Origin of the sequence: Bradyrhizobium cajani, from assembly GCF_009759665.1 — a bacterium.
Lineage (GTDB): Bacteria > Pseudomonadota > Alphaproteobacteria > Rhizobiales > Xanthobacteraceae > Bradyrhizobium > Bradyrhizobium cajani.
On the sequence record NZ_WQNE01000060.1, the window covers coordinates 1 to 18,065 of the forward strand.

Consider the following 18,065-nt stretch of genomic DNA (forward strand, 5'->3'; position numbering starts at 1 on the left):
CCCCTGACCCCATCCCCGTGCGGGGCATGCCCGGGTCGAAGCTTAGGTTCAACTCGCCCAATTTTCCCGGAATTCGGGAAACAGCGTCAGGCCTCCGCAGGCATAAATGGTCTGCCCGGTGATGTAACTCGCATCGTCCGAGGCGAGGAAGGCGAACACGGCGGCGATCTCTTCCGGCGTGCCGACACGGCCCATGGGAATGTGGCTGGTGACGACGCCGCGCTTTTCCGGGTCGCCGGTCCAGGCCGCATTGATCGGCGTGTCGATTGCGCCGGGACCGACCGCGTTGACACGAATGCCTCGCCCGGCAAATTCGAGCGCCAGCGTGCGCGTCAGATTGGCCATGCCGCCCTTGCTGATCGAATAAGCGAGATAGCCGGGCTTGGGGATGATCTGGTGCACGCTCGAGCAGTTGATGATGCTGCCGCCTCCGCCGCGCGCGACGAAATGGGCGAGCGCCTTCTGCGCGCAGATCACCGCGCCGTTGAGATTGACGTCGATGATGCGGCGATAGGTTTCGACGTCGAGCGCCTCGCTTGGCGATTCCCGCTGGAAGCCTGCATTGTTGACGAGACAGTCGAGGCGCTTCCAGCGCGAAAGGATCGTCTCGAACATCGCGGCGATGTCCTGCTCGCTGCCGACATCGGCCTTGACCGTGACGTGATCGAGCCTGCCATGGCCGCGGTCGCCCGATGCCGTCCGTGCCAGTGCAAGTGTCTCCTCGGCCTTTTCAGGATGGTCGAAATAGTTGATGGCGACGGTCGCGCCTTCCTGGGCGAGCCGGATGGCGACGGCACGGCCGATGCCTTGTGAGGCGCCGGTCACCAGCGCGTATCGGCCGACAAGGCGCGAGGGAAACGAGGTCGAGCGATCGGTGTGCGGCATGCGGTTCTCTCTCTCTGGAATGCGACATCATCGGCGGAACGCGGATTTTGTTCCATCCTCCCAGCGCATCGCTGGGATTCATTCCGCGCGGTGCGCGAGCGACGAGGTCAGGATCTGGTAGAGGATGATGGCGCCAAAAGTCGCGGTGCCGATCCCGCCAATCGTGAACGCGCCGAATTTGAGCGTGAGATCGCCCGCGCCCGCGGTCAGCGCAACGGCGACGGTGATCAGATTGGCAGGATTGGCGAAGTCGACCTTGTTCTCGACCCAGATACGGCCCGCCATCGCCGCAATCAACCCGAACAGCACGATCGAGAGCCCGCCGATCACGGGACCCGGGATCGACAGGATGAGCGCGCCGAATTTGGGCGAGAAGCCGAGCAGGATCGAGACCAGCGCGGCCACCGCGAACAACAACGTGGAATAGACCTTGGTCGCCGCCATGACGCCGATATTCTCGGCATAGGTGGTGACGCCGGTACCGCCGCCGCAGGCGGAGGCAATCGTCGCAAGACTGTCACCAAGGAAGGCGCGGCCGAGATAGCCATCGAGGCTCCGCCCCGTCATCGCGCCGATCGCCTTGATGTGACCGAGGTTCTCGGCGACGAGGATGATCGCGACCGGCGCGATCAGGACGATCGCATCGACCCGGAAGCTCGGCGTGGTGAAGTTCGGCAGGCCGATCAACGGCGCGGCCGAGAGCTGGGTGAAATCGATCGGCTTGCCCAGGCCAAGGCCGTTCGCCAGCAGCCAGTACAGCAGATATCCGGCAATCGCGCCGAGGATGATCGGCAAGCGCCGCCACATCCCCGGCGCCGCGACGGCGATCACGCCGATGATGAGGACGGTCAACAGCCCAATCCAGGTGTCGAACGAGCTCGCGCTCACCGATTTGACCGCGACCGGCGCGAGGTTGAGGCCGATTGCCGCCACCACGGCACCGGTGACGACCGGCGGCATCAGGCGTTCGACCCAGCCGACACCCGACCACATCACGATCAGCGCGATGGCGCCGTAGAGCACGCCGGCGCCGATGATGCCGCCGAGCGCGACGGACAGATTGGGGTTCGGCCCGTACCCGGTGTAGCCGGTGGCCGCGATGACGACGGCGATGAAGGCGAAACTCGAACCGAGATAGCTCGGCACGCGCCCCGCCACGACCGCGAAGAAGATCAGCGTGCCGATCCCCGAAAACAGCAGCGCAACATTGGGATCGAATCCCATCAGCAGCGGCGCGATGATCGTGCCGCCCGACATCGCGACGCCGTGCTGAAGCCCCGCGACGATCGTCTGGCCCCATGGCAACCGCTCCTCGGGCATGATCACGCCGGAAGTCTTCAGCTTCCAATCGGGGAAATAGCCTTGCGCTTGCTCTTCGGAGCTCTTTGCAGCCGACATGTTCCTCCCCAAGTGCTTCCTCGCCACGTGCGGTGCAGCGGTCGATCTTCGTGCGATCCGACAAAAATGTGATTGTCGCTTCTACGGCGGCCATCACATGATGCAAGACATACAAGATTCAAATCTTGCAAGATTCAAATCCTGCAATATCCAAATCTTGCAAAATCGATACGTTCCGGGGCCACAATATGACAGAAGTCGCGATCCAGCCAGCCGTCCATCGCCGGCATCAGCCCTGGTACAAGATCCTCTACGTCCAGGTGCTGATCGCGATCGTGCTCGGCGTGCTCATCGGCTATTTCTATCCCGATCTCGGCAAGGCCCTGAAACCGCTCGGCGACGGATTCATCGCGCTGATCAAGATGATGATCGCGCCGGTGATCTTCTGCACCGTGGTGCACGGCATCTCCTCGATGGGCGATCTCAAGCGCGTCGGCCGGGTCGGGCTGAAATCGCTGATCTACTTCGAGACGGTCTCGACCGTGGCGCTCGCGGTCGGCCTCCTGGTCGGCGAGATACTCCAGCCCGGGCACGGCTTCAACATCGATCCCAGCACGATCGATCCGAAGTCGGTGGCGACCTACGTCACCAAGGCCAAGGAAGAGGGCATCGTCGCTCACCTGATGGCGATCATCCCCGATAGCTATGTGGGCGCGATCGCCCGGGGCGACCTGCTCCAGGTGCTGTTGATCTCGATCCTGTCGGGCTTCGCCATCGCTTTCCTCGGCAAGGCCGGCGAGCCCATTGCGGACGCGATCGACAAGGCCGCAAAGATGTTCTTCGGCATCATCCGCATCATCGTGCGGGTCGCCCCGATCGGCGCGTTCGGCGCAATGGCGTTCACCGTCGGGGCCTATGGCCTCGGCTCGCTGCTCAACCTCGTCGCCCTGATCGGCACGTTCTATCTCACCAGCATCCTGTTCGTGCTGATCGTGCTCGGCGCGATCGCGCGGCTCGCCGGCTTCTCGATCCTGCGCTTCATCGCCTACATCAAGGACGAGCTTCTGATCGTGCTCGGCACCTCATCCTCGGAAACGGTGCTGCCGCAGATGATCCAGAAGATGGAACATCTCGGCGCCTCGCGCTCGGTAGTCGGCCTCGTGATTCCGACCGGCTACAGCTTCAACCTCGACGGCACCAATATCTACATGACGCTGGCGACGCTGTTTCTGGCGCAGGCGACCAACACTCATCTGACGATCTGGCAGGAGCTCGGTATTCTCGGCATCGCCATGATCACCTCGAAGGGCGCCTCGGGCGTCACCGGCGCCGGCTTCATCACGCTCGCTGCGACGCTTTCGATCGTGCCCGACATCCCGATCCAGTCGATCGCGATCCTGGTCGGCATCGACAAGTTCATGAGCGAATGCCGCGCACTGACCAATCTGATCGGCAACGGCGTCGCCTGCGTGGTCATCAGCATCTCCGAAGGCGAGCTCGACCGCGAGGCGCTGCACGAGACCATGGCCCATCCGCTGGAGATCGGCGAAGCGCTGGAACCGGGCGGCGGCGCGTAGGACCACGTTCCGATGCGGTAGTTTCCCGGAGTGGAAAAACGGTGAGAGACGCGTCACAACAACGGCGTTGGGATCACCGATTGATAATCAATCTTTCCGCCCGACGCGCTGGGGGCAGGGCGTCGGGCGTTTGACAATCTCCATTTTTGACAATCTCCATCACGTCAAGACCGCGAGCCGGGATCAGATGATCCCGCGCTCGGCGCGCAAGATCGATCCGGAGCAGCCAGGCTGAGCCGGCGCGTGATCCCGATCGCCTGCAGGAAGGCCTCATCGTGACTCACGACGAGCAGCGCACCGTCATAGGCCCTCAACCCCGCTTCGACGGCTTCGATGGAGTCGATGTCCAGATGATTGGTCGGCTCATCCAGGATCAACAGCGACGGCGGCTTCGACCCGCCCAGCACGCAGGCAAGGCCGGCGCGAAACATCTGCCCGCCGCTCAGGCTCCCCACGATCTGCAAGGCGGCATCGGCGCGAAACATGAAGCGCGCCAGCGCTGCATGGCACTCGTTCGCGCGCGCCTTTGGATTGAGACGGCCAAAGTTGTCCAGGATGGAGAGTGCCGGATCGAGCAAGCTGACCTTCTGGTCGAACAGCGCGAAGTCGGGCCTGACCCGGACGGAACCCGCGACAGGGTGCAGCTCCCCGGCGATGAGTTTCAGTATCGTCGTCTTGCCGGAACCGTTGGGCCCGACAATCGCCACACGCTCCGGCCCGACGACGCCGAGTGAGACATCGCGCAAGACCGGTCGGTCCGGCTGATAGCCGGCGCTGACGCCGTCAAGCCAGACCACCTCCCGCCCCGCCGGCAGATTGGTCGCGGGCAGTTTCACCGACAACGGCTGAAGAACCTCGATGCGCCGGCGCGCCGTGTCGACGGCGTCGCGCGCTTCCGCGCGCCGCCGCTCGGCGATCTGCGCGTTCTTGCCGCCGCTGTCTTCGCTGCGGTCCTTGCGTGCGCCGGCCAGGATGCGCGGCATGTCGCCCTTGGCGCGCTTCTTCCTGCCGCCGCTGTCCTTGCGCGCCTTCCGTTCAGCTGCCTCCTGCGCCTTGCCATCGATCTCGGACAGGTGCCTCTCGGCCTGCGCGAGGTCGTGCCTGACGGCCGCGAGCTCGATGGCCTTCTGCGCGCGAAAACTGCTCCAATTGCCGCCATATCGCGCAGCCCCGAGGGATGTCAGCTCGACGATCGCATCCATCGTTTCGAGCAAGTTCCGGTCGTGGCTGACGACGATCGCGCCGCCACGCCAGGCGGCGAGGAGATCGGTCACCGCCCTGCGGCCGTCCTGGTCGAGATTGTTGGTCGGCTCGTCGAGCAGCAGGAAGTCCGGCTCGGCAAACACCAGTGAGGCGAGACGAACCCGCGTGATCTGGCCGCCGGACAGGCGGGACAGCTCCGTGTCGGGAGCAGGATCGAACCCGAGTCGCGCCAGTGCGGCCTCCAGCCGCGCTTCGAGCGTCCAGTCGATCGCGGCAATGTCGTCGGCCGAGGCGTCGCCCCGCTCCGCACGGCGCAGCAGCTCCAGTGCCTGCCGCGCACCGAACAGGTCGGCGACCGTCGCACCAGCAGGGTGTTGCACATCCTGGCGCAGCACGCCGATGCTCGCATTGATCAGAATACGCCCGGACCGGGGACCATGTTCCCCCGAGATCGACGCAAGCAGTGTCGTCTTCCCGACGCCGTTGCGGCCGACGAGACCGGTTCGCTCGGCCGCGAATGTCAGATCGATGTTGGAAAGAAGAGAACGGCCGTCAGGCGTGGAAAGCGACAGGTCCGACAGGATGATTGAAGCTGGCATGGAATTCCCCGTGAGCAAGGCAGGTCGGCTTTGCGGTCGGGGTAAAATCCATGGCTGCGAGTATCCTGGTTGAGGAGCGCTCTAACTAGTCCCATCGAAGGGCAAGATCAAGGGCGAGATCAAGTCTTGGCGCGAAGGGACGACAGCGCGCGACGCGCTGACGTCCTCCTCGGCCTGCGATCAGCCCTTCAGCGCGGTGACCACCACCTCGATCAGCGCGCCGCCGCCGAGATCGGCGACGCCGACAGTGGCGCGGGTCGGCAGATTGTCGCCGAAGAACTCGGTCCAGGCCGCGTCCATCTCCTTCTTCTTGGAGAGATCGGTGACGAAGATCGAGGCGCTGACGACGCGGCTCTTGTCGGTCCCCGCGTCCTTCAGATAGCCGGCGATCTTGCCGAGGATGTTGCGGGTCTGATCGCCCATCGAGACCGAGGTGTCGTCGGCGATGGTGCCGCCGACGAAGACGAAGCCGTTGGCCTCGACGGCGCGGTGCATGATGGGCGTGCGGATGCTGCGGGTGATGCTCATGATGTCCTCTCGTTGCTAGAGCGTGGAAGGATGGAAGCGGTCGATGCCGAGATCGCTGACGCGGGTCTGGGTGCCGCCGTTCACGATCAGCTCCGCCATGACGGCGCCGGCACCGGGGCCGAGCTGGAAGCCGTGCAGCGAGAAGCCAAACTGGTGGTAGAGGCCCTTGTGCCGGCTGCTCGGCCCGAACACGGGGATATCGTCCTTCATCTTCGCCTCGATACCGGCCCAGGCGCGGACGATGGTGGCGCTGCGCATCACCGGGAACAGCTCGAACACGGTGCGCGCGCTGATCGCGAGGCTCTTCCAGTCCAGCACCGTCTCGTTGCGGTCCTGATCGGGCGTTGCCAGATGGCCGCCGCCGATCAGCACGGTGCCGTTCTTGAATTGTTTGAAGGAGAGCTTTCGCCCGCGCAGGATCACGACGGGATCGATGAAGTGCGGCACGCGCGAGGTGATCATCAACATCGGCGCCACGGTTTCGACCGGCACGGGCTCGCCCAGCGCGGCGGCAATCTTGCCGGCCCAGGCGCCGGCGGCGTTGACGAGCACCGGTGCGGCAAAGGTTTCCGTGCCGACGTCGACGTGCCACAGGCCGTCGCTCTGCCGGATGTTGCTGGCCGCGACGCCCTCGCGCACGGTCGCCCCTAACTGCTCGGCCTTGCGCCGGAACGCCGTCGTCGTCTGCGCCGGATTGGCCGCGCCGTCACGGCGCGAGACGACGCCGCCGGGACAGGTTTCGGCGACGGCAGGCACCAGGTGCCGCAATTCAGTCGCGTCGATCAACTCCTCATGGGTAAAACCAAGCGCGTTGAGCTCGGCCACACGTGCGCGGCAGACCGCGAGCTCCTCGTCATTTTCGGCGACGAGCACCTGGCCGTAACTCTCGAAGCTGCAATCGTCGTCGAGGAGATCTGAAATCTTCTCCCAGATCCCCATCGAGCGGATCGAGAGCGGAATCTCGGGAACGTGCCGCGCGAGCTGGCGCACGCCGCCGGCGTTGACGCCCGACGCGTGACGGCCGGCATAGTCCTTCTCGATCAGCACCGGCTTCAGGCCGGCGAGGCACAGATGCAACGCGGTCGAGCATCCGTGGATGCCGCCGCCAACGACGATCGCATCCACGTTTCTGGTCATCCGCGCACCACCGCCTTGACGTCGGCCTCACTCTTGGGAACGGCGGCGAGCTCGGCGAGCGTGATCGGCTTCACGGGCGCGCGCAGCCGGTAATATCCGATCTCCTGCGGAGTCTTCCCGCGCGCCTGCGCCATCAGCTCGGTGACGGTGAGGCCGCAGAGCCGGCCCTGGCACGGGCCCATGCCGGTGCGGCGATAGGCCTTGAGCTGGTTCGGCCCGGTCGCGCCGATCGCGACGGAGTCGAGAACGTCCTTTGCGGTGACCTCCTCGCAGCGGCAGACGATCGTGTCGCCCGAGGGAATGCGGAACTGCGGCGATGGGCGAAACAGCGTATCGAGGAAGATGCGGCCGCGCTCGGCCTTGGCGAGATCGGCGCGGAGCGTCGCCATCGGCGCGAGCTTTGCGGCAGTCGCTGGCGCCAGTGCCTCCACCGCCGCGCGTGCCGCGATGCGGCCGCGCACCACGGCGGCATTCGCTCCGCCGATGCCGGCGCCATCGCCGGCGATCGCGATGCCGGGAACGGACGAATTGCCGCTGGCATCGAGCACCGGCGACCAGCACAATTGCAGATCGTCCCAACGGTGCTCGATCCCGGCCGACATCGCCAGATTGACGTTGGGCACGACGCCCTGATGCAGCAGCAGCAGATCCGCAGCAATGGTCTCGCGCTTGCCGCCCGCGACATAGCTCACGCTCGCGAGCTGGCCATCGCCGGCCGCAGCAAGCTCGGTAACGCCGGAGACGACCTGCACCTTGGCCTTCACCTCGCGCATCATCGACAGGCCCTTGGTGAAATAGGGCGAGGTCAGGAACGCAAAGGCATGCGGCAACGCGGCGAAATAATTGCCGCGTTCGGTGGTGTCGAGGATGCGATCGATGCGGCCGCCGAGGCGCAGGATCTGCGCGGCGAGCAGCCAGAGCAGCGGCCCCTGCCCCGCGATCACCGTACGTCCATCCGGCACCAGGGCCGACGATTTCAACATTGTCTGTGCGGCACCGGCGGTCATCACGCCCGGCAGCGTCCAGCCGGGAATCGGGAACGGCCGCTCCAGCGCGCCGGTCGCGAGGATCACGCGCCGCGCCTTGACGAAGGCGGACGCGCCGCCGATCGAGACGGCGATCTCGAGGTTGCGGTCGAGACTCCAGACCGTGGCGCGGTGGATGACCTCGGCGCTGCTCGCGCGCAGCGCCTGCACGAGATCGGCACCGACCCAATAGTCGGCGCCGAGCTGATCGCGCTCGGTCACCGGCGTCGATGCGATGGCCCGAAATACCTGGCCGCCGGGACCGATGTTCTCGTCGAGCAGCAGCGTCGACAGGCCGGCTTCGGCAGAGGTCGCAGCCGCGGCGAGGCCCGCCGGCCCGGCACCGATCACCACGACGTCATAGGCTTCGCGCTTGGGAGCCATGGTCATCGTCCGATCTCCCGCTTGCCCTTCTGGATCTCGATCTGCATGCCGTCGGCGACGGGCACGAGGCAGCCCTGGCGATTGCCGACGCCGTCGATGGTGACGAGGCAGTCGAAGCACACGCCCATCATGCAATAGGGCAGACGCGGCGCGCCGCTCACCGCGGTGGAGCGTCGTGCATCGCGGCCCGACGCCAGCAGCGCAGCCGAGACGGTGTCGCCCTGCCGCGCCGCTACGGCGACGCCGTCGACAAAAATCTGCACTTGCGGCCGCTTATCCTGTTCGGATCGTCTAAACATGGGATGCCTCTTGGCTCCTTAATAACCGCTGTTGTTTGCCGCGCCCGCGCCGCCAAACCGGCTGGCCGAGAACGCGCCGACCAGCTCGGGCTCGAGCGCGCCCTGCGCCACCATGCGCGCGATATCGAAGGCATGGTTGGAGGCGAGCGTCACGCCGGAATGGCAGCAGGCGACGAAGGCGCCGGGATGCGTCTCCGACTGGTCGTAGATCGGAAAGCCGTCCTGCGGCATGACGCGGATGCCGGCCCAGCTCCGGACCACGTTGAGCCGCGACAGATGCGGAAACATGCGTTGCGCGCGATCGGCCATCACGCCGCTGATGGAATGCTTCAGCGCACGGTCGTCGAGCTCGTCTTCCTTGCTGTCGCCGATCATCACCGTGCCCTCGTCGGTCTGGCGGATCGTGGTCAAGGGATGCGGCAGGAACGGCATGGTGCGCTCGGTCACCACGATCTGGCCGCGGGTCGGGCCCATCGGCGCGTAGAGGCCGACCATCGGCGCAAGCGTCTGGTTGGCATTGCCGGCGGCAAGCACGATCTTGGCGGCGCGCAGCTCACCCTGCGGCGTGGTCAGGCGGAATTCGCCACCGCTCTTGCTGATCGCCGAGACCGGCCGCTCCGGAAAATAGTCGATGCCGAACGCCTTGAAGCCGGTGTGGAAGGCGCGGAACGTGCGCAGCGAATTGACGTGGCCGTCGAGCGGACAATAGCTGCCGCCTGAAACGTCGGGCCCGATCAGCGGCAGCGACTTCTTCACCTCGGATGCAGAGAGCATCTCCATCTTGTAGTCGGCGGCACCGACCTGGTTGTGCATGCGCTTGACGAGATCGGTGCGCTGGCCGAATTCGTCCTCGCCGAGCGTGAGGTGGAAGCCGCCGTTCTGCTGGAGGCTGACGTCGAGGCCGGTCTGTTGCTTCAGTTCGGAAGCAAGCCGGCCCCACGCCTGCGAGGCCTGCACGGTCCAGACCGTATAGGCGGGCATGCCGAGCCCCTTGCTCTGGACCCAGACCAGCGCAAAGTTCGCGCGCGAGGCGCGCTTGGTGATGTCGCCTTCGTCGAGCACGGCGACGCGCTTGCCGAGCCGGCCGAGGCCCCAGGCAATGGCGGAGCCGAGCAGTCCGCCGCCGACAACGGCGACGTCGTAATCTCCTGACATAGGTTCTCCTATCGTCCCGGGTCGCCCTTGCCGGCGAGCACGCGGTCGAGCCCGTAGAAGCGGTCGAGCAGAATGAGGGCGGTCATGGTGATTGCGATCACGCAGGCCGAGACCGACGTCACCAGCGGATCGATGTTGTCCTGGATATAAAGGAACATGCGCACCGGCAACGTCTCGGTGCCGGGGGCCGCTAGGAAGACGGTCATGGTGAGATCGTCGAAGGACTGGATGAAGGCAAGCGCCCAGCCGCTGATGACGCCGGGCAGGATCAGCGGCAGGGTGACGCGGCGGAACAGCGTCCAGCCGCCGGCGCCGAGCGAGATTGCGGCCATCTCGACCGAGAGGTCCATGCCCGTTGCGGCCGCCAGCGTCAGCCGCAGCGCGAACGGAAACACGATGATGACATGCGCGATGATCAGCGCCGCAAAACTGCCGCCGAGCCCAGCCGAGGTGAAGAAGCGCAGGAAGGCGATGCCGAGCACGACGTGCGGGATCATCAGCGGCGACAGGAACAGCGCCGCCAGCGCGTCGCGGCCGCGGAAACGGTAGCGCGCGATCGCCAGTGCCGCCGGCACCGCGAACAGCAGCGCCACCAGGGACGACAGCGCGCCGAGCCCGAGGCTGACCCAGAACGCGTGGATGAACTCGGGATAGTTCGCGATGGTCCTGAACCAGCGCAGCGAGAAACCATTGGTCGGCAGCGACAGGAAGCCCTCTGGCGTGAAGGCAACGAGGCAGACCACCAGGATCGGCGCCACCATGATGATGACGAAGATGGCGTGGAAGATCAGCGCGAGTGGGCCATTCCGTCTCATCGGAACACCTCCGCATAGCGGCGTTCGATCAGCGCGTTGCTGCCGACCACGATCAGCACCAGCGCCACGAGAAGGAGCGTAGCGACGGCGGCACCGAGCGGCCAGTTCAGCGTGTTGAGGAATTCGTCATAGGCGAGCGTTGCCGCGACCTTGAGCCGGCGGCCGCCGATGATCGCGGGCGTCGCGAAGGCACTGGCCGAGAGCGAGAACACGATGATCGCGCCCGACAGCACACCCGGCATGATCTGCGGCATGATGATGCGGCGGATGATGGTGACGGGGCCGGCACCGAGCGACATCGCGGCATTCTCGATCTGCGGATCGAGCCGCTGCAGTGCGGCCCACACCGACAGCACCATGAACGGCATCATTACATGCGCGAGCGCAACCACCATGCCTGTTTCGGTGAACATGAAGGGAATGGGGGAGCGGATCGCGCCGAGCGACATCAAGAGCTTGTTGACGAGGCCGTTGTTGCCGCCGAACAGCAGCGCCCAGCCGAGTGTGCGCGCCACCACGGAGATCAGCAGCGGCCCGAGGATGACAAGCAGGAAAAAGCTCTTCCAGCGGCCGCTCATGCGGTTGAGGATGTAGGCCTCTGGTGCGCCAAGCAGAGCGGTGAGCAGCGTGGTCAGGATCGCGATGCGGAAGGTCCGCCAGAACATCTCGGCGTAATAGGGATCGGTCGCAATCTCGTGCCAGTTCTTGAGGATGAAGACGGGCTCGATGCCCTTGTACTGGCCCCAATCGTGGAACGAGAGCATCACGGTCATCGCCAGCGGGATCAGCAGCACGCCGACGAACAGCATCAGGGCAGGCGCCGTCAGCGCCCATGGCGCACGCGCGCTGCGTTCCTCGGCGGCCGCGCTCATGCGCCAGCCCTCGCACGCACGCTCATGTCCTCGGGCCGCCAGGCGAGGCGAACCGCCTCGCCCTCCGCCGGCTGCGCCTTGCCGTCGTTCTGGCGGATCACGATCGCCGGGCCGCATTCGCTGTCGCACTGGAACAGCCAGTGATTGCCCTGGAAGATACGGGTGACGATCTTTGCGCTGATGCCGGAATCGCCGAAGCCGATCCGCTCAGGGCGAATGCTGACGGTGAGAGCACCATTGAGCCCCGCCGGGGCCGGCGCGTTCCAAGAGCCGGCCACGAGTCTCGCCGGTGTAACGGTCCGATCGATCGTGGCAGCAAAATCATTGGTCTTGCCGAGGAACTGCGAGACGAAGGCCGAGGCCGGCTTCTCATACGTCTCCTGCGGCGTGCCGATCTGCTCGATGCGGCCCTGGCTCATCACCACGATGCGGTCGGACAGCGACATCGCCTCGTTCTGGTCGTGCGTGACCAGAATCGTGGTGGTGCCGATGGTGCGCTGGATCTGGCGCAGCTCGATCTGCATCTCCTCGCGCAGCTTGGCATCCAGATTCGACAGCGGCTCGTCGAGCAGGAGCACACTCGGCTTGATCACCAGCGCCCGCGCCAGCGCCACGCGCTGCTGCTGGCCGCCGGACATGCGACGGGGATGCCGATCCTCGTAACCGGCGAGGCCGACCATCGTCAGCGCGGCGCGAACGCGCTCGGCTCTTTCGGCGCGCGGCACGTTGCGCATCTCCAAACCGAACGCGACGTTCTCGGCCGCCGTCATGTGCGGAAACAGCGCGTAGCTCTGGAACACGATGCCGAGCCCACGTTTGGCCGGATGGATCGCGGTGAGGTCCTTGCCCTCCAGACGGATTATGCCGCGGGTGGGATCGAGGAAGCCCGCGATCATCTGCAGGGTCGTGGTCTTGCCGCAACCGGACGGGCCGAGGAAGGAGATGAGTTCCCCCTTCCCCACCGATAGACTGAAGTCGTCGACGACAGTCTGCGCGCCGAACTGTTTTGCGACCCGATCGAGCTCGAGATAGGCCATGACGCTGTCTCCGCCGCGGACGATCAGCGCTCGACCTCGCGGTTCCAGCGCTTGGTCCACTCCTCGCGCTTCTCGTTGATGACGGTCCAGTCCGGATTATAGAGCTTGGCCGCGCGCTCGCCGATCGGCGCCATCTTGCCGAGCTCCGGCGGGATCACCAGCGATTTCAGCACCGGGCCGTAGCCATAATCCTTCAGCATCACGAGCTGGACCTTCGGGTCGAGCAGCATCTTGACGAAGCTCGCGGCGAGCGGCGAAGCGTTGGGCTTGGCGATCGGACACGCGGTCGTCAGCAGAGTCGCGGCGCCTTCCTTCGGATAGACGAAGTCGACGGGGAAGCCCGTATTGGCGAAGCTCTGCACGCGGCCCGTGCCCCACACCGCGATCACGGCCTGACCGGACTGGAACAGCTCGGTCATCTTGCCCGGCGACGGCTCATAGGCGAGCACGTTCGGATTGATCTGCTCCTTGAAGATCTTGAAGCCGGAATCGACGTTGGTCTCGCCGCCGCCATTCATCTTCGACAGCATCACCAGCGCCTCTAAGCCGTAGGTGTTGTTGATCGGCGGGATGACGAGCTGCTTGGCGTATTTCGTGTCCTTCAGGTCATTCCAGGAGGTCGGCGGCGCCCAGCCTTTCTCCTTGAACACCTTGGTGTTGTACATCAGGCCGGTCGCGACGATGCCGATCGCGACCGCGCGATCGTCCTTGAAGCGGGCGGTGTCGTAGAGATCGGCCGGCAGGCCATCGAGCTTGCCGCAGAAGCCAAGCTGGATCGCCTGGTACATGGGGCCGTCATCGACGATGGCGACATCGATCTGCTGATTGCCCTTCTGCGCCTGGAGCTTGGCCAGCGTGTCGGTGGAGTTGCCGGCGACGTATTCGACCTTGACGCCGTTCTCCTTCTCGAAGGCCGGGATCACCTCGTCGCGGATGGTCTTCTCGAACGAGCCGCCATAGCCGGCGACATAGAGCGTTTTCTGCTGGGCCGAGGCGGCCGACGGAGCGGCAATGAGCGCTGCGATGCTGACCGCTGTCAGAAGGCGAAGAGTCTTCATGTGGTCCGATCTCCATACCGGGATGAGGTGACGTGCCGACGAGTCTCCGGCTGAAGCGCCTTCCGCATTTCCTTCCGCGCAAATCCTCAACCCCGACCAAGGCTCCGGCCCCTGCTCGGCGGATTTGGCGCGATTTGAAGGTTTGAACCCCTCCAATCTGCCGAAAAAGCGGGCTGTCTCCAGCTCTGATGAAAAAGATCGCAACCTATACTTCCATCGTCCAATGAATAATGGCACCCTCTGCATGTCGAAATGTTATGAATGGATTCCGGATGGCGCGGATCAATTCGCGGCAGGTCGAGGCCTTCCGCGCGACGATGTTGACCGGCAGCGTCACCGAGGCGGCGAAGCTGATGGTGGTGACGCAGCCGGCGGTCAGCCGGCTGCTGCGCGACTTCCAGGCGCTCTTGAAGATGGAGTTGTTCGAACGGCGCGGCACCGGCCTCGTGCCGACCGCAGCGGCCATGGCACTCTATACCGAGGTCGAGCGTTCCTTTGTCGGGCTCGAACGCATCACCGCGGCAGCCGAAGAGATTCGCGGCCGCCGTACCGGCTCGCTGCGCATCGCCGCGTTGCCGGCCCTGGCGAACGGCTACTTGCCGCGGCTCGCCGGACATTTCCTGATGGAGCGGCCCAACCTCAACCTCGCCTTCTTCGGCGTGATCTCGCCGATCGTGGTCGACTGGGTGCTGAACAACCAGTGCGACATCGGCTTCGCCGAGGTGCCGATCGCGCATTCCGGCCTGCCGAGCCTGCGGTTGCCGGCGCTGGCGCGCGTCGCGGTGCTGCCGACCGGGCATCATCTTGCAAAGAAGGAGGTCCTGGAGCCGCGCGATTTCGAGGGCGAAACATTCATCTCGCTGTCGGCGGGATCGTCGAGCCGGCACCTCGTCGACCAGGTCTTCCACCGCAGCGACGTGCGCCGCGTATTACGGGTCGAGACCACGCTGTCGGAGATCATGTGTGGCATGGTGTCGTCGGGTCTCGGTGTTGCGATCTGTGATCCCTTCACCGCGCGGGAATTTGCGACGCGCGGCGTCGTCGTACGCCGCTTCCTGCCGCGCATCGACTTTGAATTCTCGGCCGTCTTCCCCGCGCAGCGCAGCCCCTCGCCGGTCGCGCTGGATCTGGTGGAAACCATGCGCAAGGCGCTGATTGAATTCGACGACGAAACGCCTCTCAGCCGTTGAACGCAGCCTGCGCTTCCGGCAGGTCCCAGATCTTGCCGATCGCGGCGCTGCCTGCTGCCGTGATCGCCGCTTCATCGGCGCCGAGATAGCGGCCGGCATCGACCAGCATGCGGCCGTCAACCATGACCTGATCGATATTGGCGCGGTTGGCGAGCGCGATCAGCGCGCGGCGCGGATCGAACAGTGGCTGGAGATGCGGATGGGTGAGATCGACGACGGTGAGATCGGCAGTCGCGCCCGGCTCGATCCGGCCGAGATCCGGCCGCCTGATGACATCGGCGGCAACCGCCGTGTTCGCCTCGATCAGCTCCGGCGAGTTGGCGACGTCGGCGCGCTGCGACGTGGTCTTGGAAATGAGCGAGGCGGCGTTGAGCTCGCCGAGCAGGTCCATGTTGTAGCCGTCGGTGCCAACCACCGTGCGCACGCCATGCTCCGCGAAGCGGCTGAACGCTGCGGTAACGCCGGCGCGCGCAAACACGCGCGGGCAATTGAGAACGGTCATGCCGCGCGCGGCCATCAGCTTCAGGTCGTCGTCGCTGCTGAACATGCAGTGCGCCGCCATCAGATCGGGCGCCAGCAGGCCGAGCCAGTCCAGATATTGCGCCGGCGTGCGGCCGCCATAGCGCTTGCCGATGGTCTCGACCTCGGCGCGGCTCTGCGCCATGTGCGTCGTGATGGGCACGCCGAGCTCGCGCGCCCGCGCGGCGCAGGCCTTCAGCAGATCCGGGCCGCAGGTGTCGGTGGCATGCGGGCTCATCGCGAGGCTGATGCGGCCGTCACCACGATTATTCCAGCGCTGGTAGAGCGCATCCCAGGTCGCCATGTCGGCAGCACCGTCGTCGCCGGAATACTGCACCACGCCGTCCGGTCCCGCCTTGGCGTCGGAGGTCGAGAACAGATAGGGCGCGCCGTAGAAGCGGATGCCCATCTCTTCCGCCGCGTCGAACATCTCGGGAATTGAATTGCGGAACGGCTCCATCACCGTGGTGGCGCCGCCCTTGAGGAGCTGGAGGATGCCGAGCCGCGCGACGGCGAGACGCTCCTCCGCCGACAGCAGATCGGCGCCACGCTTGGTCAGCGGCAGCAGCACCGTATAGACGATGCTCTGGTTGTTGCGGCGGCCGTTGCCGTCCTCGGTGTGACTGCGTGCCACCGCCTCGGAGAAGCAGTGATTGTGCAGGTTCAACAGGCCCGGCAGCACGAAGCGGCCGGGACGGTCATAAACCTGATCCGCGCGTGGCTTGTCACGCGTGACCGCAGCGATCTTCCTGCCTTCGACCAGAACCCAATGGTCGCGCAGCACATCCTGCGCGCCGTCCTTCCGTGACAGCACGTAGCTGCCGAAGATTGCGATGGTGTTCATGCGGGGCGTACGTTCCAGAAGACGGCGGTGCCATCGAGAATGCCGGTGATGGCTTTGCGATAGGCGGTCGGCTGCTTGTACAGGCCGATCGGAATATAGGGGATTTCCTCGAACGCCACCGCCTGGATCTCGCGGCAGATGCGCTGCTGCTCGGCGAGCTCGGAAGCCGCCAGCCACCGGCTGCGCAAGGGCCCCATCTTCTCGCTCGCATACCAGCCGGCGACCTTGCCCTCGCCGCGGATGTTGGTGTTGCCGGCCGGGTTGAGCCAGTCGATGCCCTGCCAGTTGCCGACCGCCGCGCTCCAGCCTCCTTGCGGAAGCGGCTCCTTCTTGAGCTGGCGCTGCAACACGACGGCGAAATCGAGCCCGGCATATTCGACGTTCATGCCGGCCTTGCGCAGGCTGTCGACCGCGATCTCGCCGAGCGGCTTCTGCGCCAGCGAGTTGGTGGGCACGAGCACCACGATCTTCTCGCCATTATAGCCGGCGGCCTTCAGGTCGGCCTTGACCTTGGCGTAGTCACGCGGGCCGCGGAACACATCGAGGCCGACCTCGCTCGCCATTGGCGTGCCCGGCGCGAAGTAGCCGATCGGCGAGACCTGGAACGCCGGATCGGTGCCGGCCACCGCCGTCATGAACGCGGACTGGTCGATCGCGCCCAAGAGCGCGCGGCGAATGGCGGGATTGTCGAACGGCGGCTGGAGGTGATTGAGGCGCAGCATGCAGGCGTAGCCGCGGGGATCGAGGATGCGCGTCTCGATGTCGCCGGCAGCCTTGATCACCGGCAAGAGGTCATGCGGCGTGGTCTCCTGCCAGTCCTGCTCGCCGGTCTGGAGCGCAGCGACGCCGGTGCCGGCATCGGGCGTCGTGGTCCAGACCACGCGGTCGTAATGCACGATCTTCGGACCCGCGGTCCAATCCGGCTTGCCGTCGGTGCGCGGCTGGTAGCGCTCGAACTTGGCGTAGGCATTGCGGGCGCCCTGCACGCGTTCGTCGGCAAGATAGCGGAACGGGCCGCTGCCGATGACTTCGGTCAGCGGCTTCAACGGATCCTGGCTCGCCAGTCGCTCCGGCATCATGAAGCAGGCATGGATCGCGGCTTTGCCGAGCGCCTGCGGCAGCAGCGGGAACGGACGCTTGAGGCGGAAGCGGATGGTGCGGTCATCAGTGGCCGACAATTCGTCGGTCGCCTCCATCAGCTCGCCGCCAAAGCCGTCGCGCGCGGCCCAGCGTCGGATGCTCGCGACGCAGTCGCGCGCCAGCACCCGCTCGCCGTCGTGCCAGAACAGGCCGTCACGCAACGTGAGGTCCCATTGCAGCCCGTCACCGGAGATGACATGGCCCGACAGCATCTGCGGCGAGACCTGGAGCGACGAGCTCATGCCATAGAGCGTGTCGTAGACCATGAAGCCGTGGTTTCGCGACACCTGCGCGGTCGAATAGATGGGATCGACGAAGGCGAGGTCGATGACCGGGATAAAGCGCAGCGTGCTCTGCGATTCGGCGCGGACGATGCCCGGCAGCGAAAGCGCCGGCATGGCTGCGGCCACCTTGAGGAGCGAGCGGCGGGAGATGGGCATTACGAGAGGCTCCTGAGGAG

16 protein-coding genes are annotated in these 18,065 nt (G+C 65.5%); 2 read left to right on the plus strand and 14 right to left on the minus strand.

What is annotated here, in order from left to right; translation table 11 throughout:
• Window positions 1-48: 48 nt before the first annotated feature.
• Both GPL20_RS37140 and GPL20_RS37145 read right to left on the minus strand, forming a co-directional pair.
• Complete coding sequence (locus GPL20_RS37140; RefSeq protein WP_157337460.1) at window positions 49-885, minus strand: SDR family oxidoreductase; 837 nt, start codon at window positions 883-885, stop codon at window positions 49-51.
• Between the two features lie 78 nt (window positions 886-963).
• Window positions 964-2,283: a solute carrier family 23 protein gene (locus GPL20_RS37145; RefSeq protein ID WP_157337462.1), complete on the minus strand. Its 1,320-nt coding sequence runs from the start codon at window positions 2,281-2,283 to the stop codon at window positions 964-966.
• A 188-nt stretch (window positions 2,284-2,471) separates the two neighbouring features.
• Here GPL20_RS37145 and GPL20_RS37150 point away from each other — a divergent pair, with 188 nt between their 5' ends.
• Complete coding sequence (locus tag GPL20_RS37150) at window positions 2,472-3,800, plus strand: dicarboxylate/amino acid:cation symporter (RefSeq protein WP_157337465.1); 1,329 nt, start codon at window positions 2,472-2,474, stop codon at window positions 3,798-3,800.
• A 164-nt stretch (window positions 3,801-3,964) separates the two neighbouring features.
• On the opposite strand, the gene GPL20_RS37155 is transcribed toward GPL20_RS37150, so the two are convergent.
• From GPL20_RS37155 to GPL20_RS37200, 10 genes are all read right to left on the minus strand, one after another.
• Window positions 3,965-5,602 carry an ABC-F family ATP-binding cassette domain-containing protein gene (locus GPL20_RS37155; protein ID WP_157337467.1) on the minus strand — a complete coding sequence of 546 codons (1,638 nt, stop codon included), beginning with the start codon at window positions 5,600-5,602 and terminating at the stop codon, window positions 3,965-3,967.
• Window positions 5,603-5,782: 180 nt separating this feature from the next.
• Window positions 5,783-6,130 (minus strand): RidA family protein, encoded by a 348-nt coding sequence (locus GPL20_RS37160; protein WP_157337469.1) that lies wholly within the window; start codon window positions 6,128-6,130, stop codon window positions 5,783-5,785.
• A 15-nt stretch (window positions 6,131-6,145) separates the two neighbouring features.
• Window positions 6,146-7,267, minus strand: coding sequence for an NAD(P)/FAD-dependent oxidoreductase (locus tag GPL20_RS37165; RefSeq protein WP_157337471.1), 1,122 nt, complete (start codon window positions 7,265-7,267; stop codon window positions 6,146-6,148).
• Window positions 7,264-8,682 (minus strand): FAD/NAD(P)-dependent oxidoreductase, encoded by a 1,419-nt coding sequence (locus tag GPL20_RS37170; RefSeq protein WP_157337473.1) that lies wholly within the window; start codon window positions 8,680-8,682, stop codon window positions 7,264-7,266. Before GPL20_RS37170 ends, GPL20_RS37165 begins: the two co-directional genes overlap by 4 nt.
• Window positions 8,679-8,975 carry a (2Fe-2S)-binding protein gene (locus GPL20_RS37175; protein WP_157337475.1) on the minus strand — a complete coding sequence of 99 codons (297 nt, stop codon included), beginning with the start codon at window positions 8,973-8,975 and terminating at the stop codon, window positions 8,679-8,681. The genes GPL20_RS37170 and GPL20_RS37175 overlap by 4 nt, the downstream gene beginning before the upstream one ends.
• A gap of 18 nt (window positions 8,976-8,993) precedes the next feature.
• Window positions 8,994-10,130, minus strand: a complete 1,137-nt coding sequence (locus tag GPL20_RS37180) for an NAD(P)/FAD-dependent oxidoreductase (RefSeq protein ID WP_157337477.1) — start codon at window positions 10,128-10,130, stop codon at window positions 8,994-8,996.
• A gap of 8 nt (window positions 10,131-10,138) precedes the next feature.
• A complete protein-coding gene (locus tag GPL20_RS37185) occupies window positions 10,139-10,945 on the minus strand; it encodes an ABC transporter permease (RefSeq protein WP_157337479.1) in 807 nt (268 codons plus the stop codon).
• Window positions 10,942-11,817 (minus strand): ABC transporter permease, encoded by an 876-nt coding sequence (locus tag GPL20_RS37190; RefSeq protein ID WP_157337481.1) that lies wholly within the window; start codon window positions 11,815-11,817, stop codon window positions 10,942-10,944. Before GPL20_RS37190 ends, GPL20_RS37185 begins: the two co-directional genes overlap by 4 nt.
• On the minus strand, window positions 11,814-12,854 hold the full coding sequence (locus GPL20_RS37195) for an ABC transporter ATP-binding protein (RefSeq protein ID WP_157337483.1): 1,041 nt from the start codon (window positions 12,852-12,854) through the stop codon (window positions 11,814-11,816). The genes GPL20_RS37190 and GPL20_RS37195 overlap by 4 nt, the downstream gene beginning before the upstream one ends.
• A gap of 23 nt (window positions 12,855-12,877) precedes the next feature.
• Window positions 12,878-13,912: an ABC transporter substrate-binding protein gene (locus tag GPL20_RS37200; protein WP_157337486.1), complete on the minus strand. Its 1,035-nt coding sequence runs from the start codon at window positions 13,910-13,912 to the stop codon at window positions 12,878-12,880.
• Window positions 13,913-14,184: 272 nt separating this feature from the next.
• On the opposite strand from GPL20_RS37200, the gene GPL20_RS37205 reads away from it, so the two are divergent.
• Window positions 14,185-15,102: a LysR substrate-binding domain-containing protein gene (locus tag GPL20_RS37205; protein WP_157337488.1), complete on the plus strand. Its 918-nt coding sequence runs from the start codon at window positions 14,185-14,187 to the stop codon at window positions 15,100-15,102.
• Here the strand turns inward: GPL20_RS37205 and GPL20_RS37210 are convergent.
• The gene (locus tag GPL20_RS37210) at window positions 15,092-16,465 is read right to left on the minus strand and encodes an amidohydrolase family protein (protein WP_157337490.1); all 1,374 of its coding nucleotides are present in this window, start codon (window positions 16,463-16,465) and stop codon (window positions 15,092-15,094) included. The two genes, GPL20_RS37205 and GPL20_RS37210, sit on opposite strands and share 11 nt — an antisense overlap.
• Window positions 16,462-18,045, minus strand: coding sequence for an ABC transporter substrate-binding protein (locus tag GPL20_RS37215; RefSeq protein ID WP_157337492.1), 1,584 nt, complete (start codon window positions 18,043-18,045; stop codon window positions 16,462-16,464). The genes GPL20_RS37210 and GPL20_RS37215 overlap by 4 nt, the downstream gene beginning before the upstream one ends.
• Window positions 18,046-18,065: the final 20 nt, after the last annotated feature.